The sequence below is a fragment of the Pseudoalteromonas sp. SG44-1 genome, from assembly GCF_014164315.1.
Taxonomy (GTDB): Bacteria; Pseudomonadota; Gammaproteobacteria; order Enterobacterales; family Alteromonadaceae; genus Pseudoalteromonas; species Pseudoalteromonas rhizosphaerae.
In genome coordinates this window covers 115,532-134,152 of sequence record NZ_JACJEW010000005.1, presented here as the reverse complement: position 1 = coordinate 134,152, position 18,621 = coordinate 115,532, and the positions used below count along the sequence as shown (strand labels likewise).

The following is an 18,621-nucleotide window of genomic DNA, read 5'->3' as shown; positions in this document are numbered from 1 at the left end:
GTATTTAGCCCCTCTACTAGGTTAATCTAGCTGTTCCACTAGTAGAGGTAAAAATGTCAGAAATTAAAAAGAGTCATAAATTACAAGGCGTTTGTTATGACATTCGTGGGCCGGTGTTAGTTCAGGCTCGCAAAATGGAAGATGAAGGCCAAAAAGTTTTAAAATTGAATATTGGTAATCCTGCGGCATTTGGGTTTGATATGCCTGAAGATATGCACCGCGATATTATTCGTAACTTGTATTCAGCCCAAGGTTATTGTGACTCCAAAGGCCTCTACTCAGCCCGTGTGGCTATTTATCAGCACTACCAACAACGTGGTTTATATAACCTAGACGTCGATAATATTTATATTGGTAATGGGGTCAGTGAATTAATTCAAATGACGACCCAAGCTTTGCTGAATAATGATGATGAGGTGTTGATCCCAGCACCTGATTATCCATTGTGGACCGCTTCAGTCAAACTTGCGGGTGGTAATCCAGTCCATTACCTATGTGATGAAGAGCAAGATTGGTTCCCTGATATTGCTGATATTCGCAGTAAAATCACGTCAAAAACTAAAGCATTAGTGCTGATCAACCCTAATAATCCGACGGGTGCAGTATACGACGACGCACTTTTACAGCAGTTAATTGATATTGCACGTGAACATAAATTATTGTTATTGAGTGATGAAATCTATGAGAAGATTTTATACGATGGGATCACGCACAGCTCCATTGGTGCACTGTGTGATGATGTGCCGATAATTACTTTTAATGGCTTAGCAAAAACCTATCGCGCAGCGGGTTTGCGTATGGGCTGGATGGTATTAAGTGGCCGTACTGCATTGATGGATGATTTACGTAAAGGTTTAGATATTTTAGCCTCTATGCGTTTATGTGCCAATGTGCCGGCACAATATGCGATCCAGCAAGCATTAGGTGGCGTACAGTCGATTGATGATTTAATAAATCCCGGTGGGCGTTTATACGAACAACGTGATATTGCATGGCGTGGTTTAAATGCGATAGAAGGTATTTCGTGTGCAAAACCAAAAGGAGCATTGTACGCATTTGCCAAAGTAGATACTGAGCGTTTTAATATCAAAAATGATGAAAAAATGATTTTAGATTTACTCAAAGCAGAAAAGATCTTACTGGTTCACGGAAGAGCATTTAACTGGCCAAATCCAGATCATTTCAGATTGGTATTTTTACCTAACAAAGATGATTTAACGACTGCTATGAGTAAGATGCAACGCTTTTTCAGCGATTACAGACAAAGCTAACGTAGTAATAAAGTTATAAATACTAAAAAGCGAGCATTAATACTGCTCGCTTTTTAGTTTAATGTAATAGCTTAATAGGCTTTATCAACGCGGACTGTATTATCTGATAAATATACTAAGCGCACGCTGTCGCCAGTTCTAAATATCATTTGATTGTCTTTGTCTTGTACCACCATAAATTGTTCACCGTTTTCAACTTTGATCATTAACTCGACTAAGTGGTATTGATTATAATGGCTGCTTTGTTGCCTGTTGTTCGCCACACTGCCACCGATGACCGAGCCTAGAATAGTCGCTGCGGTGCGACCACTGCCGCCGCCAAATTGGTTACCAATAACGCCACCAAGTAATGCACCGCCAAAGGTTTTCCAGCCACTATTTTTGTCTTGAACAAGTTCTTGCTCGGTAATATTACGTACAGATTGAACACTGCCAAATAGTACTTGCTGGACAGGAACGGCTTTATTGCGTTCGTATGCGGCAAAGCTTGGATTACTGATGAGCAGGGCTGTACACAGCCCAAGTATGAGTTTATTCATCATTTACCTCCTCAGCTGAATTACCAGCCAAAGGTTGATTTTTCGCGGGTTTTACGAATTTCTGTTTCGTCCGCCCATTCTACTAAGCCACTTTTTAAATCCATTAAGCGCATTGTGAATTTATAGTATACGTCGGCTTTATCAGCATTCGATTTTACGATGCTCGACAGGTTGCCATAGAGCATATACTGCGCGCCAACTTGTTGGCCAAATGCAATCGCTTTAGTTGGGTCTACTAGGGCATCATCATTTTGAAAGTTCAATTGTTCTCGAGCGGCTTCTACGCGGCCCATATCAACAAAACGAAATTTACCACTGCGCAATAATTGTGTTGAAATTGAATCGGTAATTGATTCAGTATCAATGTGTTCACTGGTTTTGTTTTTTATACGTTCAACAAATACGATTGGTCGAGTATTAGCTGTTAATGTGCCGACCACAGGTGATGCCAGCAGTGAATCCGTCATTTGGCTGGCGACTTTTTGTAAGTCAGTTGAACCGAAGTTAATATCAGTTGTTTCTACAGCTTGTGCGTCTCCGTAGCTGACTACGGCTTTATTGGCACAGCCACTAAGGGCAAGCGCACTCAAACCTAACAACGCAAAACCCGAGAGTGTTTTAAGCGTTGGTTTTTTAGTTGTGTTTACTGTATTCATAATGGTGTCCTTTAATCTTTAAATTCTTGTGCTTGTGTCGATACTTCGCGTACCGCTAATGAAAATGTAACCGCATCAGATGTAGGTGCAAGGCCTGGCAGTTGCACGTTAGCAAAACCAAATAAAGTCAATGATTGCCAAGGAGAATGATTGCCTTTGATCACAAAACCATCGCCGTCATACCAGGTAAATTGATACTGTAAATATTGTGATTTTTTATACTGACTCGAAAGTGTGACAACAACATCAGTTAATTGATTCGTTTGGCGAGTTTTTACATCACTAATGGCCAGCTTTTTACCTAGTGCAGGATTATCGACTTTTAGCTGTTGTTGGTATTGCGCTGAAGCTTGTTCAACACTTATACCTGATGTAGTCGGTCTACTGGTACAGGCAGCAAGTAGACAGACCGTTAATAATGGCACTAAATATTTCATGATAGCTCCTAAAGTTGCACTACATGGGAATTAAAATAGTTGTTAATAGAGGTTAGATAAATCAAGGTTAACCCTTGCTTACTAACCGTAAAGTTTATGTCTTTCTGATTGGCAAGTTTTAAAACATGGTCTCCTGCTGTTAACTGGGTGCGCGCAACACTTATTTGATTAGGTAAAGTTAACCAACTGCGGGTATCTGCTTGCTCAGAGGCTAGGTTGTATAGATTAGCGAGTATATTACCCACATCGCCGCCACTTCTAGCCAGCTCTGCCCGTACTTTTTCTTTAGCGACTAACCGCAGTATTTGCCTCGATACTCTTGCAGGTGTTTGCTCTTCAAGTGTTTTAGCCGCTAACGCTTCTATTCTTACCAATGGACTCAAAGGTAAAATCTGTGTTCCGATACTAATATCACTAACCGCTGGTATATAAGCTCTATCTTTATAAACGGGCATCGCTAAGCTATAAAAACGGGCATCACCACCGGATGTATAAATAGGCAGACGCAACACAAATTCATCTTTTTCTGGCACTAAACCTTGTTCGATCAAGACCACAACATCACCGCTGTTGGCGACTTGTTTTGGTAATTCAGCAAAGCGTTTTTTATACTCGGAAAAATCTTGATCAAACCCTTGCTGTTTTGCTAATTGCAGCACAACCTGCTGCAAATAGGTGTTTTCAGGGTTGATCTCTAGTGCCTTTTTATAATCTATATATGCATCATCGTATTGTTTATTACTTTGATAGAGCAAACCTGACAGATAAAATGTAAACGCATTTTGATAGCCATTTTTTACGTTTTTGATCACCTCATCCATACTTGGGTAATGTTTTTGTGCTGCTTTCACGCTAGCATCTATGTCGTCTTGATTAGCCGTTAACGCATCTGTTTGTACTTTATTTGCACGGCGAACTTCGACTAATGCGCCTTCGATATTATGTTGATATATATAATTAAGTGCTTGGTAACTGTGCAGCATACTCATTTCATAAGCCGCTGGCGTATAGCTAATGACTGAATCATTGGTTAAAAGGGCGTTACTTTGTTCAAGCCCTGCGCTTACTTGTATTTTTGCTGCTTGGCGTTTTATTTCCATTTGCTGATATACCGCTTCGTACTGTGGTTTTGCAGCCTCATTTTGATTATTTAAATTGCTTAAACGGGCCTGCTCTAATTGATTGAGCAAGTAGTTACTATGTGACTGCCCATTAGTCGGCAAAAGCTGTTGGGCTTGGTCGATATTGTTGGTCTTAATAGCTTGGCGTACAGGCTTCATTTGGGTAGCGTAATCTGAAAACAGATCACTAAACCCAATGGTGCTGCATCCACTTAGCATGACACAAAAGCCAAAAATAACACTGCGTTGCACATGGCACTCCTTTTATAAGCGTTAATACAGATTAGCATAATCTAATCCAGAGGAGATGTTAAACAATGTAAAAAAGCGTAGTAATCACCGTGTTTATAAGAAATAGTTACGCGATCATTGGTCACTGAGTTGTTGCACGATACATTCGAATGATCAAAACAATAGGTAAGCTTTGCGCTATTATGGCAATCCTGTATAAATAGATACTTCAGGCAAACAGGTAGCTGATTTTCTTATTATGTTGATTAAATTAATGGCTCGAGTGGTTGCCGACTACTAAACGATAGAATAACTCACCTCATAGGGTTTAATGCTTAGCAAGATTAAAACTAAGGATCACTTTGAAAGCAACATTGTTTACGGTACTCGCCCTAGTGGCATTTGCAGCTAATTCTCTTTTATGTCGTATGGCATTAGCACAAAATTACATTGATCCATGGAATTTCACAGCTTTGCGGCTATTCAGTGGCGCATTGTGTTTAGGATTTATTTTCCTTATACAAGCAGTACCAACAGAGTCTTTAGCTAGGGAAGATAACAATCTTAATAATGCAGAGCATGAACGTGGTAGTTGGCGCAGCAGTGTTAGCTTACTGGTTTATGCGTTATGTTTTTCAATTGCCTATGTAGAATTGGACACTGGAACTGGCGCGTTGATTTTATTTTCTGCTGTTCAATTGACTATGATTGGCTGGGGGATTTTCAACAAGGAGCGACTCACAACTGTACAGTGGTGTGCATTTATTATCGCTGTCCTTGGTTTTGTGTATTTAATGCTGCCATCGGCAACGATGCCGTCAATGAGCCCTGCATTATTAATGACTATTAGCGGTATTGCGTGGGGGATATACAGTATTCGCGGAAAAGTGTGCCTATCCCCACTGAAAACCACAACGTTTAATTTTGTGCGTAGTTTATTTGCATTACCGATATTGTTGATCGTGGGTTTTGGTTATTTATCGGGGATCAGTTGGCAGGGGATCGTGCTTGCATGTGCATCTGGTGCTCTTGCGTCGGGTATTGGCTATAGTGTTTGGTATGTTGCCGTACCCTTATTAAAAAGCAGTCAAGCCGCAGTGGTTCAGCTTTGTGTGCCAGTGATAGCTGCACTGGCAGGGATGTTATTTTTAGCGGAAGAACTAAGCATTCAGTTTGTTATTGCCAGCGCAGTTATTCTTGGCGCTGTGCTGGTTTTTTTACTGGCTAAACAACCGCAGGGCTGACATTCAGCACGTAACGCTGATACAGTTGCGGCAAATTCGCCAAAATAGCAGCTTTGCCGGCAAGCTGACTGTTATTTATAGTATCAGCTAATACGGTTAAACTCTGATGTTGTAGTAAAATGTCAGATTGCACTATGTGGCTAATATGCCAAGGTTCAGGCGCAACGCCGCCTAAATCATGTTGATAAGGGCGATAAAAGCCATACTTTTCTATATGACTATCAAGCCACTTGGTCAGCGCTGCAAAAGGGCCATTGTCTTGGTATTCGTGCGGCTCTAACTGCAGCTGATAGTCATCAGAAACACTGGCTTTGTCAAAAATATCCAGATCAGTACCAAAGTGATGGCGACTGCTTCCCGGTAGGGCTGAATAAAGCATAATGGCATGGCATTTTTCAATGTCTGTCATGGAGGCTAAATCAACTGGCTGTTGCTGCTTATTGAGCACAGGTCGATGACCATTAAATTTAGCATTCCAAATCAATGCTTGACGTTCAAAGTTACGAAAGCTTGATGCAATAGTCAGTGCAAAGCCTGCATCGCGAGCTGCATTTTGCAACTGCATAAAGTCATCAATAATGTCTTTATGCAGTTTATGAGCTTGATAATCAACAAGCAGTAGCTCGTCTTTACCACAGGCACACTCAGCCAACTGTTGCGATGTGAGCTTAGCAGGGATCATGTTAAAAGTTGCTCTAGAATTTGCTCGTAAATATCAGCAAGTGCAATGAGATCATCACAATTAACGCACTCATTCACTTTATGAATGGTGTCGTTACGTGGTCCAAGTTCAATAACCTTAGCGCCGGTTTGTGCTATAAAACGTCCATCTGAAGTACCGCCAGTGGTTTCAAGTGCGGTATTTAAGCCAGTTATTGATTTGATGGCTGCAACCGTCGCATCAATAAGCGGGCCGCCTTCGGTGATAAATGGCTGACCGTTAACAATCCAACTCAGCTCGTATGCAAAATCATATTCAGCCAGAATGTCGTTAACTCGTTGCTGGAGTTGCTGATGAGTTACTTCGGTACTAAAGCGAAAATTAAATTGCACTTCAAGCTCGCCTGGGATCACATTGCCAGCTCCCGTACCGCCATTAATATTTGAAATCTGAAAACTAGTAGCAGGGAAAAATTCATTGCCGTTGTCCCATACCGTTTGACTCAACTGGGCAAGCATTGGCGCTGCAATATGAATCGGGTTTAGAGCAAGTTGCGGATAAGCCACATGACCTTGTATGCCTTTAACATTTAAAAAGCCAGTCAGTGAGCCTCGGCGGCCATTTTTAACGACATCACCCAGTACATCACGCGATGAAGGCTCGCCAACCAAACACATATCTATTTTTTCACCTCGGGCCTCCAGCGTATCGATTACTCGCGTGGTGCCGTTGATAAAAGGGCCTTCTTCATCAGAGGTAATTAAAAAAGAAATTGAGCCTTTATGATCGGGGTGTTTAGTTACAAATCGCTCGGTTGCTACCACCATGGCAGCTAAAGAGCCTTTCATATCAGCCGCACCACGGCCATGCAACATGCCATCGGCTAGAAAGCCAGAGAAAGGCGGGTGCTGCCAGTTCTTTTCTGGTCCAGTTGGTACTACATCAGTGTGACCTGCAAAGCAAAAGTGCGGTGAGCTGTCGCCTTTTCGCGCCCATGTATTTTGGGTGTCAGTAAAAAACAGTGATTCAATATTAAAACCAAGCTGTGCCAATCGCTCATTCATTATAGTTTGGCAATCTGCATCTTCAGGGGTGACTGAGCGACGCTGTATTAAGGCTTGCGCAAGTTCGATGACGGGATGATTCATGATGCAAAAATCTCATCGTATTGCGCTGGTTTAAAACCTAAATGATAGCTGTTGTTGCGAATAAGCACTGGGCGCTTGATCATTGCCGGTTGTGCTACCAAAATTGCCAAGGCAGTGTCTTTATCAAGGTTCTGTTTTTGCTCATCTGATAATTGGCGATAGGTTGTGCCACGTTTATTGACCAGATCTTGCCAGTCGATGTGCGTTGCAAACTCAGTGATCATATCAAGGCTTATGCCGTCTTTACGGTAATCATGAAAATTAAAGTCAATGTTGTTATCGGTTAAATATTTTTTGGCTTTTTTTATAGTGTCGCAGTTACTAATGCCGTAAAGAGTCGTCATATTAATTACTTCTTAGTTAGTGTTAAAAGAGTATCTACCCCAGCTGTAACCTGAGATAAAGAATAATGTATTGGTTTAAGTTGATGCCCGTTAAGTAAAATAAGGCTGGCAAGTAAGGGGCTATTGAGATCTCTAAGATCAAAATAAGCGAGCCGTTGCCCTTTGGTTATTTTACTGCCGTTGAGTTGGGCTATATGAGTGTGTTTAATGTGTTGCTGTTGGTCTAAATATAAATTTAGAAGCACTTTTAAGCCATTGTTGGCTTGTAAAATAAATTCAGTACCGGCATTTTTTACTTGCATTAATGTACCATCAAAGGGCGCTAATATTTTATGATTGCTCAGGGCAACCATAATCCCTGGGCCAAGTGTGCCGTAGCTAAAGAAGGGTTCTGGGTGCTCACTTAATGGGGCAACTTTACCACTAAAAGGGCTACAAATTGCAATACTGTTAGCCGCTAACTGACGTTGTGGTAAATAACTAATATCCGTGTATTTCATTATGTTAATTTGGGCTCATTGAGAAACTGATAGCCATCTTTTTTTAACGCGCTGATGGCATCTTTAATACGCTGTTGTTTTACTAAAACGTAATCGGTGTCGTAGGTTGAAATAGCAAAAATAGAGATATTTGCTCTGGCTAAAACTCCAGAAATATTTGCCATTATTCCGGTTAATGAAAAACCAAGTGGACCGATCACTTCTAACGCGCGCCAATCGTGCTCAGCATCAAGGCTTTCAATGGCGAACTGGCTAGGGCAAACAATAGATAACTCATCGTTGGTTTTGGCGATAATAAACATTGATTGTTTGAATAAAGCAGCGGGGATCTCGCTATCAACATCAAGGCTATGAATGGTAAAGGCCGTACTATGCAGTTGTAACGTTTGCTTAGACATTGCTACCCCTTTTTTAATTGTGAGACTTCCCATCTGTGTATACTGATCAATAGTATAGATTATCTTACTTAAATAAAAGAGCAATGTTGTCCACAATTTCTGTGGATAAGGTTGGGAATAGGGAGGTATAACAACGCTAAGTTATTTATTTTATTTATAATTATTATTAGCTAAAGAAATGCTCAGGGTAAAGTGATCACCACGCAATCACTTTACCCATGGTATTAAATATTTTCGGCTTGTGCCGCTTGAATGGCAGTAAGCGCAATGGTATAGACAATATCATCAACCAAAGCACCGCGGCTTAAGTCATTGACGGGTTTGCGCATACCTTGCAACATTGGGCCGATACTTATCAAATCAGCACTTCGTTGCACCGCTTTATAAGTGGTATTCCCGGTATTTAAGTCTGGAAATATAAACACCGTCGCTTTACCAGCCACTGGACTATTTGGTGCTTTTTTAAGTGCGACATTTTCCATAATCGCTGCATCATATTGTAATGGACCATCGATGATCAGATCAGGGCGCTTTTGTTGCGCTAACTTTGTTGCTAGACGGACTTTTTCTACATCAGCCCCAGTGCCTGACGTGCCGGTGCTGTAGCTTATCATCGCTACTCGTGGCTCAATACCAAATGCGGCGGCTGAGTCTGCGGATTGAATGGCAATATCGGCTAATTGCTCAGCGGTTGGATCAGGATTAATAGCACAATCTCCGTATACCAGTACTTGATCAGGCAGCAACATAAAAAACACCGACGAGACTAATGATGACCCTGGTGCGGTTTTTATTAATTGCAGCGGCGGACGAATGGTGTTGGCAGTTGTATTTACTGCACCCGAAACCAGACCATCAACTTGACCACGCTCTAACATCATAGTGCCAAGCACAACGTTGTCTTGGAGCTGTTCAAGGGCAACCACTTCAGTCAGGCCTTTGCTTTTACGAATTTCAACCATAGGCGCAACATAGTCGTTGATCACATCATGAGGTTCGATAATGGTTACATTTTCGTTTAGCTCAACACCTTGTTGTATAGCGATACGTTCAATTTCTTCTCGATCGCCCAATAGAATGGTCTTCGCAATACCACGTTGACCGCAAATAGCGGCGGCTTTTATTGTGCGAGGCTCATTGCCTTCAGGTAACACTATAGTTTTTGCCGCTTGGCGGGCTTTATCCGTGAGTAAATAACGAAATGCTGGAGGTGACATTTTACGAGTTTTGCCGACACTTTTAGCAAGCGTATCTAACCAGTCAGAATCAATATGGCTGGCATTATGATGCTTTACTTTATCAATTCGTTGTACGTCATCGCACGGTACTTCCATATTAAAGTTATGCAGTAGCAATGAAGTACGCCAGGTGTCAGCATCTGTACTGAGGATTGGCAGGCCGGTGGCCATCGCTTGTTCGCACAAGGTCATGATCCGTGGCTCAGGTTTAAAACCACCAGTTAATAAGATAGCTCCTAATTTAGTGCCATTCATGGCTGATAAACAGGCCGCAACTAACACATCTGAACGATCGCCTGGGGTCACCAGCAGTGCGCCTGGGGTGAAATGATTTAAGATATTTGACACTGTTCTGGCACAAAATGTTACGCGGCGAAGACGACGATGAGCCATATCACCTTCGTTGATCACGTCAGCTTTTAAATACGCACATAAATCTTTAACGCGCGGCGCAACCAGCTCAAAATCCCATGGGATCGAGCCAAGTAACATAAACGGATGTTTTCTAAAAATAGGTAAAGATGCTAAGCGATTGAGCTCATTGTCAAGCTCGTCGGGTTTATGTGCTTCCACGAGATCGGCGCGTGCTCTGCCTTCATCATCCAGTGGTGCATTTACTTTATTAAAAATACAGCCTAATACGCGGGCATGGTCAACACTGCCATAATACCCGGCTGCAATTTCTAGGCGGTCTTCAATTTGATCGTTACTGTCATTACCAGGAGTGAGCACAAACACAATGTCAGCGCCGAGAGTTTGTGCTATTTCGCGGTTTACTCTACCTGCATAAGGTTGGCGGCGAGTAGGGACCATACCTTCGATAATTGCGACCACATCGTTGCCTATGGCATTTTCAAAGCGCTCAACAATTTCTTCAAGTAAATCATCACCTTTACCATCCCCGATCATTTGCTCTGCATAATTTAGTGCAAAGGGAGTAGGTGGTGTAATAGGCGAACCTTGGGTGACAATTTGTGTTGATTTTTCAGGGCCCGTTTCACCTGAGCGAGGCTGGGCTATGGGCTTGAAAAAATTAACTTTGACCGCTTTTTGTTCTAATGCACGCACTAACCCGACTGAGACCGATGTTAAACCAACCCCAGTAGAGATAGGTACTAGCATAATTCGACGTGCCATAATTATAACTCCTGTGCAATTGAGGCGGCATCAAGAGCAATGATCCACTCTTCATTTGTTGGCATTACTACTGCTTTTGTTTTTGCATTATTACTGCTGATAACCCCTGGTGTGCCAAATCGGGCTGCAAGGTTAGCTGTACTGTCGCAATCAAGGCCAAGATAGCTCAGTTGTGTTATTACTTTGCCACGAATAATATCGGAGTTTTCACCAATACCACCGGTAAAAATTAACGCATCAAGGCGTTGCAATGGCACCATAAATGCGGCTATTTGTTTTGCTAAACGATAACAAAACATCTCCAGTGCTAAAATGGCTTTTTCATTTCCTGCAACAGCAGCTTCTTCTATTGTACGACAGTCATTAGAAAGTTCACTGATACCCAGTAAGCCACTTTGTTGGTTTAATAAGTCATCAATTTGTTGTGCATCGTAGTTAAGTTGGGTGGTTAAAAAGTTAAATAAACCAGGATCAATATCTCCGCTGCGGGTGCCCATCATTAAGCCTTCTAGTGGAGTTAAGCCCATGCTGGTATCAACACTTTTGCCATTTTTAATAGCACACACAGAGCAGCCATTACCTAAGTGAGCGCTGATAAAATTACTTTGCTCAATAGGCTGGTTTAAAAGGACTGCTGTTTGACCTGCAACATAATAATGGCTGGTACCATGAAAGCCGTAACGTCTAACACCATAATCAGTATAAAGTTTATAAGGGAGGGCATATAAATAGGCAACATTGCCCATGGTTTGATGAAACGCGGTATCAAACACTGCTACTTGCGGTAGTCCCTTGAATGATGCTTGCGCAGCAGCAATGCCTAATAAATTAGCGTGCCCATGTAATGGCGCAAGCGTAGCGGCTTGAGTGATTCCTTTAATTACATCGTCGTCAATCAGTACCGATTTAGTAAAGTGCTCGCCGCCGTGAACCACGCGATGACCTACTGCAATAAGGTTTTCAGCTAAATGGTGTTCGTTGATAAGGCTAACTAAGGTATCGATTGCTGCACTGTGAGCTTGATTAGGCGCAAGTTCAATCAGTTGTTTTTTGCCAAGGTACTTGTATTTCACAGATGGCGACGATGAGCCTAGGCGTTCAGCAAGACCTGAAATGATTTCTTCAGATGTGGTGGCATCTAAAATAGCGAATTTTAAACTCGAACTTCCACAGTTCAGTACAAGAACATGTTGAGGTGATGATTGCGAAGACATAACAGGATCCCATTTTTTGACAATTGCGCATTAAGCTTAGTTGTTATATAACCAAGTACTCGAGCATAGTGATTAAAGTAAAAGAGTCATTGGTCGATAAATTGCTATGGATATCTGTAATGACTATACTAAAGTCTAGTTGACTTAACGTGCGCTTATTTTAACTCATTAATTGTTTTAAGGTAAGTTTAAACCATGATCAAAAACACGTTTTGGACGAAAAAGGTGGAAGGGATTTTACACAGGAATGTTACCGTGAATATGATACACTCATTGCGGTAACATTAATAAATATACCAGCGACACCTAGGAGTCATGATGCAAAAAAGTGTGATGTCACAAGTCCAAACTGGTCGTGAATATGCAAAAAAATGGCCTATGCGTAAAGAATTAGCGCCTCTGTTCACGGAGTTTAGAGTGATCAAAGCCACCGAGCTGGCAATTACAGTAATGCCGATTTTGGCAATGCTCACTTTATTTATGCAAATTAATTATTTAGGCAGCAGTTTTTTACCTCAAGCAGTCGCTATCGCGTTGTTTTTTTTATCTCTACCGCTACAGGGATTGCTGTGGTTAGGCAAGCGTGCAGATACTGTACTTGAGCCTGCGATGGAGCATTGGTATAAAGAGCTTCATACAAAAATGGTAGCCAATGGCTACCAAGGGCATGTCCCTAAAGATAAACCACGTTATGCAGAGTTGGCCCATTTACTCAATGATATGTTTGATAAAATGGACCGCGCGTTTACCCGAGAGAATCTGTAACACGTTTAAATTGACTAACATAAAATGACAGGGTGACGACTTGCTCACCTTGTTGTTCTAGTTGTTGCCAATGTTCAGGACGAAACTTCCAAGCAAAGGGAGTCATAGTGATCAAGTTCTTCACATCTTTAAATGGCAAGCTTATCTGTTGTTCTAATAATGCTTGCTCTATAAGCTCAAACCCTACAGGCGCAGCAATCGGTGTGTGCGCATTGACGTCTCGGTAAATATAGTGCTTGAGTTCTTTTAAATGCCAAGGGCCAGGGCTTGCAACTACCAATGTAGCGTCTGGTTTTGCTAATCGAGCCAATTCAGCATCAAATAATGGGGCAAAAATACTCACTAATACATCTGCTGAGCCATCATTAAATGGAGCTTGGCTGATTGATGCAACGCTAAAATTACAATTACTGTATCGCTTTGCAGCATATTTAACTGCTGATTTTGATATATCGACGCCATAAACGTGTGCAGTACATGCATTGGCAATCGCATGAGTATAAAAACCTTCCCCGCACCCTAAATCAATTACCTGTTGTGGTGCTTGCAGAGCAACTCGCTGTGCAACGGCATGTTGTAAAAACTGGTAGTGCCCAGTGGTTAAAAAAGCACGCCTTGCTTGTACCATGTCAAGATTATCGCCAGGTTGCTTAGAGTTCTTTTGTTGCACAGGTAATAAATTCACATAGCCTTCTTTTGCAGTGTCAAAGCTATGGTTGTTAATACATTTTAGCACTTTGGTATGCAACTCAAGCGATTGTTGGCAGAGCGGGCATTGGTAATCGAGACTCATGGATCTAGGTAATCCTTATCATAAAATGTTTTTACCCAATGTGGGCGATAGGTGATCAATAGGGTAATGGCCATGCCGTTTAACATCGCTTCAGGAAAGCAAATAATGACACATAAATAGAGATAATTTTCACTTAATTCAAACCAATTGTAATTGCCGGTTAAATAATAAAATAAGCTAATGGTGATAATCTTAAAGCAGGCGATGAAAGCGGCGCAAATAAAAGTACATACAAAAATGTAAATGAAAAAATGCCGTGGTAATAGGTTATAACACAGTATAAATACCCCATAACTGACTAAAATGGGTAAGTAAGCGGTTAACAATAAGTGGATAGGTAATTGCGCAATGCTTATTTGATTGAAAGCCGTTAATAGCAGACTTGCTAGGGTGGCGCTCAATAATGCAAAGCGCCAGCCTAAAATAAGCGTTATGGCAGTTACACCTAAAATATGCAGTTCAAGACCGGGTAATATGCCGGCTTTAATTCGCCACAATAAGGCAAATGCTAACGCACAGACAAATAGGCCTGTTTGACGGGCTGGCGTGGTTATTAAATGTTGGTAGTGTGACTTATTGACACTCGACCAAAAAATACAGCCGATAACAAGCCAAGCAATTGCCTGAAGTTCAATGCTTATTATCGGGATTGTCGTTAGCTTATCCATTAGCGTTAACTAAAGGTTGACCATATTGGCGCATGATCTGATGGCTTTTCAATACCACGTAATTCATAGTCAATTCCCGCTTCAATACAACGAGCAGCCAAAGTTGGAGTCGCTAGGATAACGTCAATGCGTAGACCACGATTATCATCAAAGCCTCGAGAGCGATAATCAAACCAAGAGTACTGTTCGCTTGTGTCTGGGTGAAGTTCACGGAAGGTGTCTGTAAAGCCCCAATCTAGCAAGGTTGCAAGCCATTGACGTTCTTCAGGCTGGAATGAACATTTGCCAGTTTTTAACCAACGCTTGCGATTAACCTCACCAATGCCAATATCAAGATCAGTAGGAGAAATATTGATGTCGCCCATGACAATGACATCCTCGTCGTTACTGTGGTGGCTTTGTAAGTGAGTCATTAGATCACGGTAGAACTGTCGCTTATACGGAAATTTTGTTTCATGAGTAATGTTATCGCCTTGTGGAAAATAGCCATTCATTACGGTTAGATCACGGCCATTTTCTTGGCTAACAGTGACGCTGATCATGCGCTTTTGTGATTCATCAGTATCTGTTGCGAATCCTTTAACCACAGACTTAGGTTCAGTTTTGCATAACATAGCTACGCCATAATGTGCTTTTTGACCATGAAAATAAACGTGGTAACCCATATTTTGAACATCTTCAAGTGGGAAAGCTTCATCATGTACTTTTATTTCTTGTAAGCCGATAATATCAGGCTGATGTTTATCTATGATTGCTTGTAATTGGTGCAGACGAGCTCTCAGCCCGTTAATGTTAAATGAAATTACTTTCATGGCTTGACCTTTAATTAGAGTTATCTTTTTGCAGATTATGGCAAATTCTACCATCAATTGGCGTATGGTACATGCGCTTATTTATAATAATAAGCCGCTCAATTGTTGAACAAAGTATGAATTTTGATTAAACATTGTTAACGCTTTTTTAAATAAAAAATTAAATAGATAATTCGGTTGATTTGTAAACTTCGGTCTATATAATGCGCAAAAATTGCTCACAATATAACTCCACTTAAAGGTAAATCATGAAACTACAATTATTAGCATTATTCGTCGCAGCGACTGCTTTCTCTGAGACTGCCAGTGCAGCACATTATTATAATGCTGATCATAAAATTGAATCTAAATTATGCTCAATTAGTGCTAACGAAGGATTTACTGCAGCACGCAAAGTTGCAGCCCAGCACGGGGTGTATTTATCACGTTATTCAAAAAGTATTTTGTGTAATGGTGATGATATTCGTGATATTGCAAAAAAAGTGGATGATAAAGTTCGCCAAGAAAAAGTAATTGAAGTGTTTGCTAAAAACTCACAGGCAGAAACACAGCTATGTATTACTGCCTTGAAGCAAGGTTTGGCTCCAGTGAAAGAAAAAATAGCAAACTTAAACTCATTGATCTGTAATGGTGAAGTGGTTACTGAGTTTGTGAAACGATATCAAGGTGCGACAATTTGATTAAAAATGTAACGCACTAGCTCGTTTATCTAAAATAGCAGCGCTTTAATCGCTGCTATTTTACATTTTTATAGAATAACTTTTCCAACCTTTGCATTGATCTGGCATAATAGCGCGCTGAATATACCGCAACGTCTTGGTGCCTATGGTGACAAAATCTGCTACGAAAATGGCTACGAAACGAATCAGTGATGAGCAGCTTGTTGAGATCATTGAAGCGGCGATTTTTGTTGCGGGAAAACCAGTCAGTAAACGGCATTTAAAAGACACCGTATTAACTGAGTTAAGTGTGTCTATGACACGTATTAACCTCGCGATTGAACAGATCCAAATTCATTATCAAACCCGTGGTATTCGCTTAGTTGAAGTCGGTAGTGGATTTAGATTTCAGGCGTGTGCCAGCTTAGCCCCTTGGTTAAATAATCTTTGGCAAGAACGGGCGCCTAAATATTCCCGTGCACTATTAGAAACTCTTTCGCTTATTGCTTATCGTCAGCCGATAACTCGGGGCGAGATAGAGCAAGTACGTGGAGTGACCGTAGGCTCAACTATTATTAAAAGTCTGCTCGAGCGTGAGTGGATACATGTTGTTGGTCATAAAGAGGTGCCAGGTAGGCCCGCTTTATATGCCACAACCAAACAATTTTTAGATTATTTTTCGTTAACAGGTTTAGATAACTTACCGCCACTGCCAAAACAGCAGCAAAGTAAAATTGACCAGTTATTGAGTGATCCTTCTGTGAGAGAACTATCCGAATGAGTATACAAGGTGAAAAGTTACAAAAAGTCTTAGCAAGAGCGGGCGTAGGTTCGCGACGTGAGATGGAAAAATACATTGATGCAAATCGTGTCAGTGTTAATGGTAAAGTAGCAAAGCTGGGTGATCGTGTTGAAGAAACCGACCAGATCCGTGTTGATGGCCATACGGTAAAAATTGAAGAAAAAGCTGAACGTATCTGTCGCGTTGTTATGTATAACAAACCTGAAGGTGAGTTATGTACACGTAAAGATCCTGAAGGACGTAGAACAGTATTTGACCGCCTGCCGCGCGTTGATGGTGAACGTTGGATTGCTGTTGGTCGTTTAGATATAAATACCGCAGGTTTAATGTTGTTCACCAATGATGGTGAGCTTGCTAACCGCTTAATGCACCCAAGTTACGAAGTAGAGCGTGAATATTCAGCACGTGTATTTGGTGAAGTAACAGCAGAAACTATCAAAAATTTAACCAAAGGGGTTGAGCTTGAAGATGGTATGGCAAAATTTCTTACTATTAAACCACTGGGCGGCGAAGGTATTAACCGCTGGTATAATGTAACGCTGACAGAAGGGCGTAACCGTGAAGTTCGTCGTTTATGGCAGTCTCAAGACGTTGAGGTTTCTCGTCTTATTCGTATTCGTTATGGTAAGTTAGAGCTCGATAAACGTCTACCACAAGGTGGTTGGGCTGAGCTAGATTTAGAGACTGTAAATTACTTACGTAAAACAGTTAAGCTTGGCCGTGAAACGCAAACAAAATTATCTGTTATGCCTGAAAAACGCAAAGATAAACGCGCTAAAATTAATCAAATTCGTAAAGCAGTCAAAAAACATAATAATCGCGTTAAACAAACTAAACGCCGTTAATATCTGCCTTGCATTAAAAAAGCCGCTAATTAGCGGCTTTTTTATGTTTAGTACTTGGTTTATACCAATCGACTTAAATATTTAACCATTCTAGCAGGCTAAATAAAGTGCTAATTGCGTTAGGGATTTTTTATGTAGAGCAATACATGTCAAAATTCCTGCCTTGTTATCACTGTATTTATCTGTCGCTATAAATGGTCAGTAACTTAACACGACTGGTATTATTTTTTTGTTTGCGCGTCTAATGATTGACCATTGACGTCTTTTGAATCATCACTCATTAAGTATAAATAAGTTGGCATTAAGTCTTCAGGGCAGGCTAGTTTATCGCGATCTTCGCCTGGATAGACACTGGCACGCATAGCTGTGTGGGTGGCGCCGGGATTAATACAATTTATCCGGATATTCGTTTTACCTACTTCACATGCCCATGTTTGCATCATTCCTTCAACTGCAAATTTTGAAATGGCATACGCGCCCCAAAACTCACGGCCTTGGCGACCAACCCCAGAAGAGGTGAAAATAATTGAAGCACTTGGAGATTTACGTAAAACTGGAAACATATATTTTGTGATCATCGCTTGAGCGGTAACATTCACTTTCATGATGTTATCAAACGTTGATGAACAAAAATGCTCAAGTGGACCCAGTGAGCCAATTATTCCTGCATTATTGAGCAAGCCATCTAGTTTACCAAATTGCTGTTCAATGGTAGCGCCTAAATCACGAAAGTTTTGTTTGCTTGCACCTTTTAAATCCATCGGTACAATCGCAGGTTTTGGCCCGCCAACGGCAATGATTTCATCGTATACCGCTTCCAGTTTGCTGGTGGTTTTACCCAATAATATAACCGTTGCGCCATGTTTGGCATAAGTTATTGCAGCCACTCGGCCAATGCCGTCACCTGCACCAGTTACTAAGATCACTTTGTCTTGTAGGGCATTATCAGCCGCTTTATAGGTTTGCATAATAAAGGTCCAAAAAATCAATTTGATTGATTTTAACATAGCAAAACACCAAGTTATCGAATTTATTGCAAAATAAGGTGGCGAAATTTGAAACTTTACGTTAACTTTAACTGGTCTAATGTCTTATTAATAACCTAATTACATTATTTTAACTAAATATTACGCGAAAA

Annotated in this window: 21 protein-coding genes; 6 read left to right on the top strand and 15 right to left on the bottom strand. The window is 41.1% G+C overall.

What is annotated here, in order from left to right:
- The first annotated feature begins 53 nt into the window (after nt 1–53).
- Nucleotides 54–1,271, top strand: a complete 1,218-nt coding sequence (locus H5187_RS03980; RefSeq protein WP_145233714.1) for a pyridoxal phosphate-dependent aminotransferase — start codon at nt 54–56, stop codon at nt 1,269–1,271.
- A gap of 71 nt (nt 1,272–1,342) precedes the next feature.
- Here the strand turns inward: H5187_RS03980 and H5187_RS03975 are convergent, their stop codons facing one another.
- Genes H5187_RS03975 through H5187_RS03960 form a run of 4 tightly spaced genes read right to left on the bottom strand, consistent with a single transcriptional unit; the run spans nt 1,343 to nt 4,276 of the window.
- On the bottom strand, nt 1,343–1,810 hold the full coding sequence (locus H5187_RS03975; RefSeq protein ID WP_149981188.1) for a glycine zipper 2TM domain-containing protein: 468 nt from the start codon (nt 1,808–1,810) through the stop codon (nt 1,343–1,345).
- Between the two features lie 20 nt (nt 1,811–1,830).
- Nucleotides 1,831–2,466: a penicillin-binding protein activator LpoB gene (gene lpoB / locus H5187_RS03970; protein ID WP_145233716.1), complete on the bottom strand. Its 636-nt coding sequence runs from the start codon at nt 2,464–2,466 to the stop codon at nt 1,831–1,833.
- 11 nt (nt 2,467–2,477) lie between these two features.
- On the bottom strand, nt 2,478–2,903 hold the full coding sequence (locus H5187_RS03965; RefSeq protein ID WP_145233718.1) for a YcfL family protein: 426 nt from the start codon (nt 2,901–2,903) through the stop codon (nt 2,478–2,480).
- Nucleotides 2,904–2,911: 8 nt separating this feature from the next.
- A complete protein-coding gene (locus tag H5187_RS03960; protein ID WP_182739234.1) occupies nt 2,912–4,276 on the bottom strand; it encodes a tetratricopeptide repeat protein in 1,365 nt (454 codons plus the stop codon).
- Nucleotides 4,277–4,617: 341 nt separating this feature from the next.
- Between H5187_RS03960 and H5187_RS03955 the strand changes: the two genes are divergently transcribed.
- Entirely contained in the window at nt 4,618–5,499 is an 882-nt protein-coding gene (locus H5187_RS03955; protein ID WP_182739235.1) for a DMT family transporter, read from the top strand.
- On the opposite strand, the gene H5187_RS03950 is transcribed toward H5187_RS03955, so the two are convergent.
- From H5187_RS03950 to H5187_RS03920, 7 genes are all read right to left on the bottom strand, one after another.
- Nucleotides 5,480–6,181 (bottom strand): M15 family metallopeptidase, encoded by a 702-nt coding sequence (locus H5187_RS03950; protein ID WP_182717898.1) that lies wholly within the window; start codon nt 6,179–6,181, stop codon nt 5,480–5,482. The genes H5187_RS03955 and H5187_RS03950 overlap by 20 nt on opposite strands.
- Nucleotides 6,178–7,308, bottom strand: a complete 1,131-nt coding sequence (dapE, locus tag H5187_RS03945) for a succinyl-diaminopimelate desuccinylase (RefSeq protein WP_182717897.1) — start codon at nt 7,306–7,308, stop codon at nt 6,178–6,180. Before dapE ends, H5187_RS03950 begins: the two co-directional genes overlap by 4 nt.
- Nucleotides 7,305–7,652 (bottom strand): ArsC family reductase, encoded by a 348-nt coding sequence (locus H5187_RS03940; RefSeq protein WP_182717896.1) that lies wholly within the window; start codon nt 7,650–7,652, stop codon nt 7,305–7,307. The genes dapE and H5187_RS03940 overlap by 4 nt, the downstream gene beginning before the upstream one ends.
- A 5-nt stretch (nt 7,653–7,657) precedes the next feature.
- Nucleotides 7,658–8,152 carry a PTS glucose transporter subunit IIA gene (locus tag H5187_RS03935; RefSeq protein ID WP_145233732.1) on the bottom strand — a complete coding sequence of 165 codons (495 nt, stop codon included), beginning with the start codon at nt 8,150–8,152 and terminating at the stop codon, nt 7,658–7,660.
- On the bottom strand, nt 8,152–8,550 hold the full coding sequence (locus H5187_RS03930; protein ID WP_145233734.1) for an ACT domain-containing protein: 399 nt from the start codon (nt 8,548–8,550) through the stop codon (nt 8,152–8,154). Before H5187_RS03930 ends, H5187_RS03935 begins: the two co-directional genes overlap by 1 nt.
- A 224-nt stretch (nt 8,551–8,774) precedes the next feature.
- Nucleotides 8,775–10,925, bottom strand: a complete 2,151-nt coding sequence (gene pta, locus H5187_RS03925) for a phosphate acetyltransferase (RefSeq protein WP_182759802.1) — start codon at nt 10,923–10,925, stop codon at nt 8,775–8,777.
- Nucleotides 10,926–10,927: 2 nt separating this feature from the next.
- The gene (locus H5187_RS03920) at nt 10,928–12,139 is read right to left on the bottom strand and encodes an acetate kinase (RefSeq protein WP_182794439.1); all 1,212 of its coding nucleotides are present in this window, start codon (nt 12,137–12,139) and stop codon (nt 10,928–10,930) included.
- A 318-nt stretch (nt 12,140–12,457) separates the two neighbouring features.
- On the opposite strand from H5187_RS03920, the gene yfbV reads away from it, so the two are divergent.
- Complete coding sequence (gene yfbV / locus H5187_RS03915) at nt 12,458–12,904, top strand: terminus macrodomain insulation protein YfbV (RefSeq protein WP_145234096.1); 447 nt, start codon at nt 12,458–12,460, stop codon at nt 12,902–12,904.
- On the opposite strand, the gene rlmA is transcribed toward yfbV, so the two are convergent.
- From rlmA to xthA, 3 genes are read right to left on the bottom strand one after another with little or no spacing between them, the layout of a single operon-like run.
- Entirely contained in the window at nt 12,885–13,697 is an 813-nt protein-coding gene (gene rlmA, locus H5187_RS03910; RefSeq protein WP_182794440.1) for a 23S rRNA (guanine(745)-N(1))-methyltransferase, read from the bottom strand. The two genes, yfbV and rlmA, sit on opposite strands and share 20 nt — an antisense overlap.
- Nucleotides 13,694–14,341, bottom strand: a complete 648-nt coding sequence (locus H5187_RS03905; protein ID WP_182730992.1) for an energy-coupling factor ABC transporter permease — start codon at nt 14,339–14,341, stop codon at nt 13,694–13,696. The genes rlmA and H5187_RS03905 overlap by 4 nt, the downstream gene beginning before the upstream one ends.
- Before the next feature lie 29 nt (nt 14,342–14,370).
- Nucleotides 14,371–15,177: an exodeoxyribonuclease III gene (xthA, locus tag H5187_RS03900; protein WP_182734793.1), complete on the bottom strand. Its 807-nt coding sequence runs from the start codon at nt 15,175–15,177 to the stop codon at nt 14,371–14,373.
- A 248-nt stretch (nt 15,178–15,425) separates the two neighbouring features.
- On the opposite strand from xthA, the gene H5187_RS03895 reads away from it, so the two are divergent.
- From H5187_RS03895 to rluB, 3 genes are all read left to right on the top strand, one after another.
- Nucleotides 15,426–15,857, top strand: coding sequence for an exonuclease III (locus tag H5187_RS03895; protein WP_145233745.1), 432 nt, complete (start codon nt 15,426–15,428; stop codon nt 15,855–15,857).
- 169 nt (nt 15,858–16,026) lie between these two features.
- Nucleotides 16,027–16,617: an SMC-Scp complex subunit ScpB gene (gene scpB / locus H5187_RS03890; protein WP_149981032.1), complete on the top strand. Its 591-nt coding sequence runs from the start codon at nt 16,027–16,029 to the stop codon at nt 16,615–16,617.
- Entirely contained in the window at nt 16,614–17,483 is an 870-nt protein-coding gene (gene rluB / locus H5187_RS03885; protein WP_145233749.1) for a 23S rRNA pseudouridine(2605) synthase RluB, read from the top strand. Before scpB ends, rluB begins: the two co-directional genes overlap by 4 nt.
- Nucleotides 17,484–17,704: 221 nt before the next feature.
- Here the strand turns inward: rluB and H5187_RS03880 are convergent, their stop codons facing one another.
- Nucleotides 17,705–18,451, bottom strand: a complete 747-nt coding sequence (locus H5187_RS03880; protein ID WP_182734863.1) for a YciK family oxidoreductase — start codon at nt 18,449–18,451, stop codon at nt 17,705–17,707.
- Nucleotides 18,452–18,621: the final 170 nt, after the last annotated feature.

What these genes read in the sequence shown, in the direction of transcription:
- xthA (WP_182734793.1), bottom strand. Translation starts at nt 15,177, where the DNA reads ATGAAAGTAATTTCATTTAACATTAACGGGCTGAGAGCTCGTCTGCAC.
- H5187_RS03950 (WP_182717898.1), bottom strand. Translation starts at nt 6,181, where the DNA reads ATGATCCCTGCTAAGCTCACATCGCAACAGTTGGCTGAGTGTGCCTGT.
- lpoB (WP_145233716.1), bottom strand. Translation starts at nt 2,466, where the DNA reads ATGAATACAGTAAACACAACTAAAAAACCAACGCTTAAAACACTCTCG.
- rlmA (WP_182794440.1), bottom strand. Translation starts at nt 13,697, where the DNA reads ATGAGTCTCGATTACCAATGCCCGCTCTGCCAACAATCGCTTGAGTTG.
- H5187_RS03880 (WP_182734863.1), bottom strand. Translation starts at nt 18,451, where the DNA reads ATGCAAACCTATAAAGCGGCTGATAATGCCCTACAAGACAAAGTGATC.
- H5187_RS03980 (WP_145233714.1), top strand. Translation starts at nt 54, where the DNA reads ATGTCAGAAATTAAAAAGAGTCATAAATTACAAGGCGTTTGTTATGAC.
- H5187_RS03930 (WP_145233734.1), bottom strand. Translation starts at nt 8,550, where the DNA reads ATGTCTAAGCAAACGTTACAACTGCATAGTACGGCCTTTACCATTCAT.
- H5187_RS03965 (WP_145233718.1), bottom strand. Translation starts at nt 2,903, where the DNA reads ATGAAATATTTAGTGCCATTATTAACGGTCTGTCTACTTGCTGCCTGT.
- H5187_RS03920 (WP_182794439.1), bottom strand. Translation starts at nt 12,139, where the DNA reads ATGTCTTCGCAATCATCACCTCAACATGTTCTTGTACTGAACTGTGGA.
- scpB (WP_149981032.1), top strand. Translation starts at nt 16,027, where the DNA reads ATGGCTACGAAACGAATCAGTGATGAGCAGCTTGTTGAGATCATTGAA.
- H5187_RS03940 (WP_182717896.1), bottom strand. Translation starts at nt 7,652, where the DNA reads ATGACGACTCTTTACGGCATTAGTAACTGCGACACTATAAAAAAAGCC.
- dapE (WP_182717897.1), bottom strand. Translation starts at nt 7,308, where the DNA reads ATGAATCATCCCGTCATCGAACTTGCGCAAGCCTTAATACAGCGTCGC.
- rluB (WP_145233749.1), top strand. Translation starts at nt 16,614, where the DNA reads ATGAGTATACAAGGTGAAAAGTTACAAAAAGTCTTAGCAAGAGCGGGC.
- H5187_RS03935 (WP_145233732.1), bottom strand. Translation starts at nt 8,152, where the DNA reads ATGAAATACACGGATATTAGTTATTTACCACAACGTCAGTTAGCGGCT.
- pta (WP_182759802.1), bottom strand. Translation starts at nt 10,925, where the DNA reads ATGGCACGTCGAATTATGCTAGTACCTATCTCTACTGGGGTTGGTTTA.
- H5187_RS03895 (WP_145233745.1), top strand. Translation starts at nt 15,426, where the DNA reads ATGAAACTACAATTATTAGCATTATTCGTCGCAGCGACTGCTTTCTCT.
- H5187_RS03975 (WP_149981188.1), bottom strand. Translation starts at nt 1,810, where the DNA reads ATGAATAAACTCATACTTGGGCTGTGTACAGCCCTGCTCATCAGTAAT.
- yfbV (WP_145234096.1), top strand. Translation starts at nt 12,458, where the DNA reads ATGCAAAAAAGTGTGATGTCACAAGTCCAAACTGGTCGTGAATATGCA.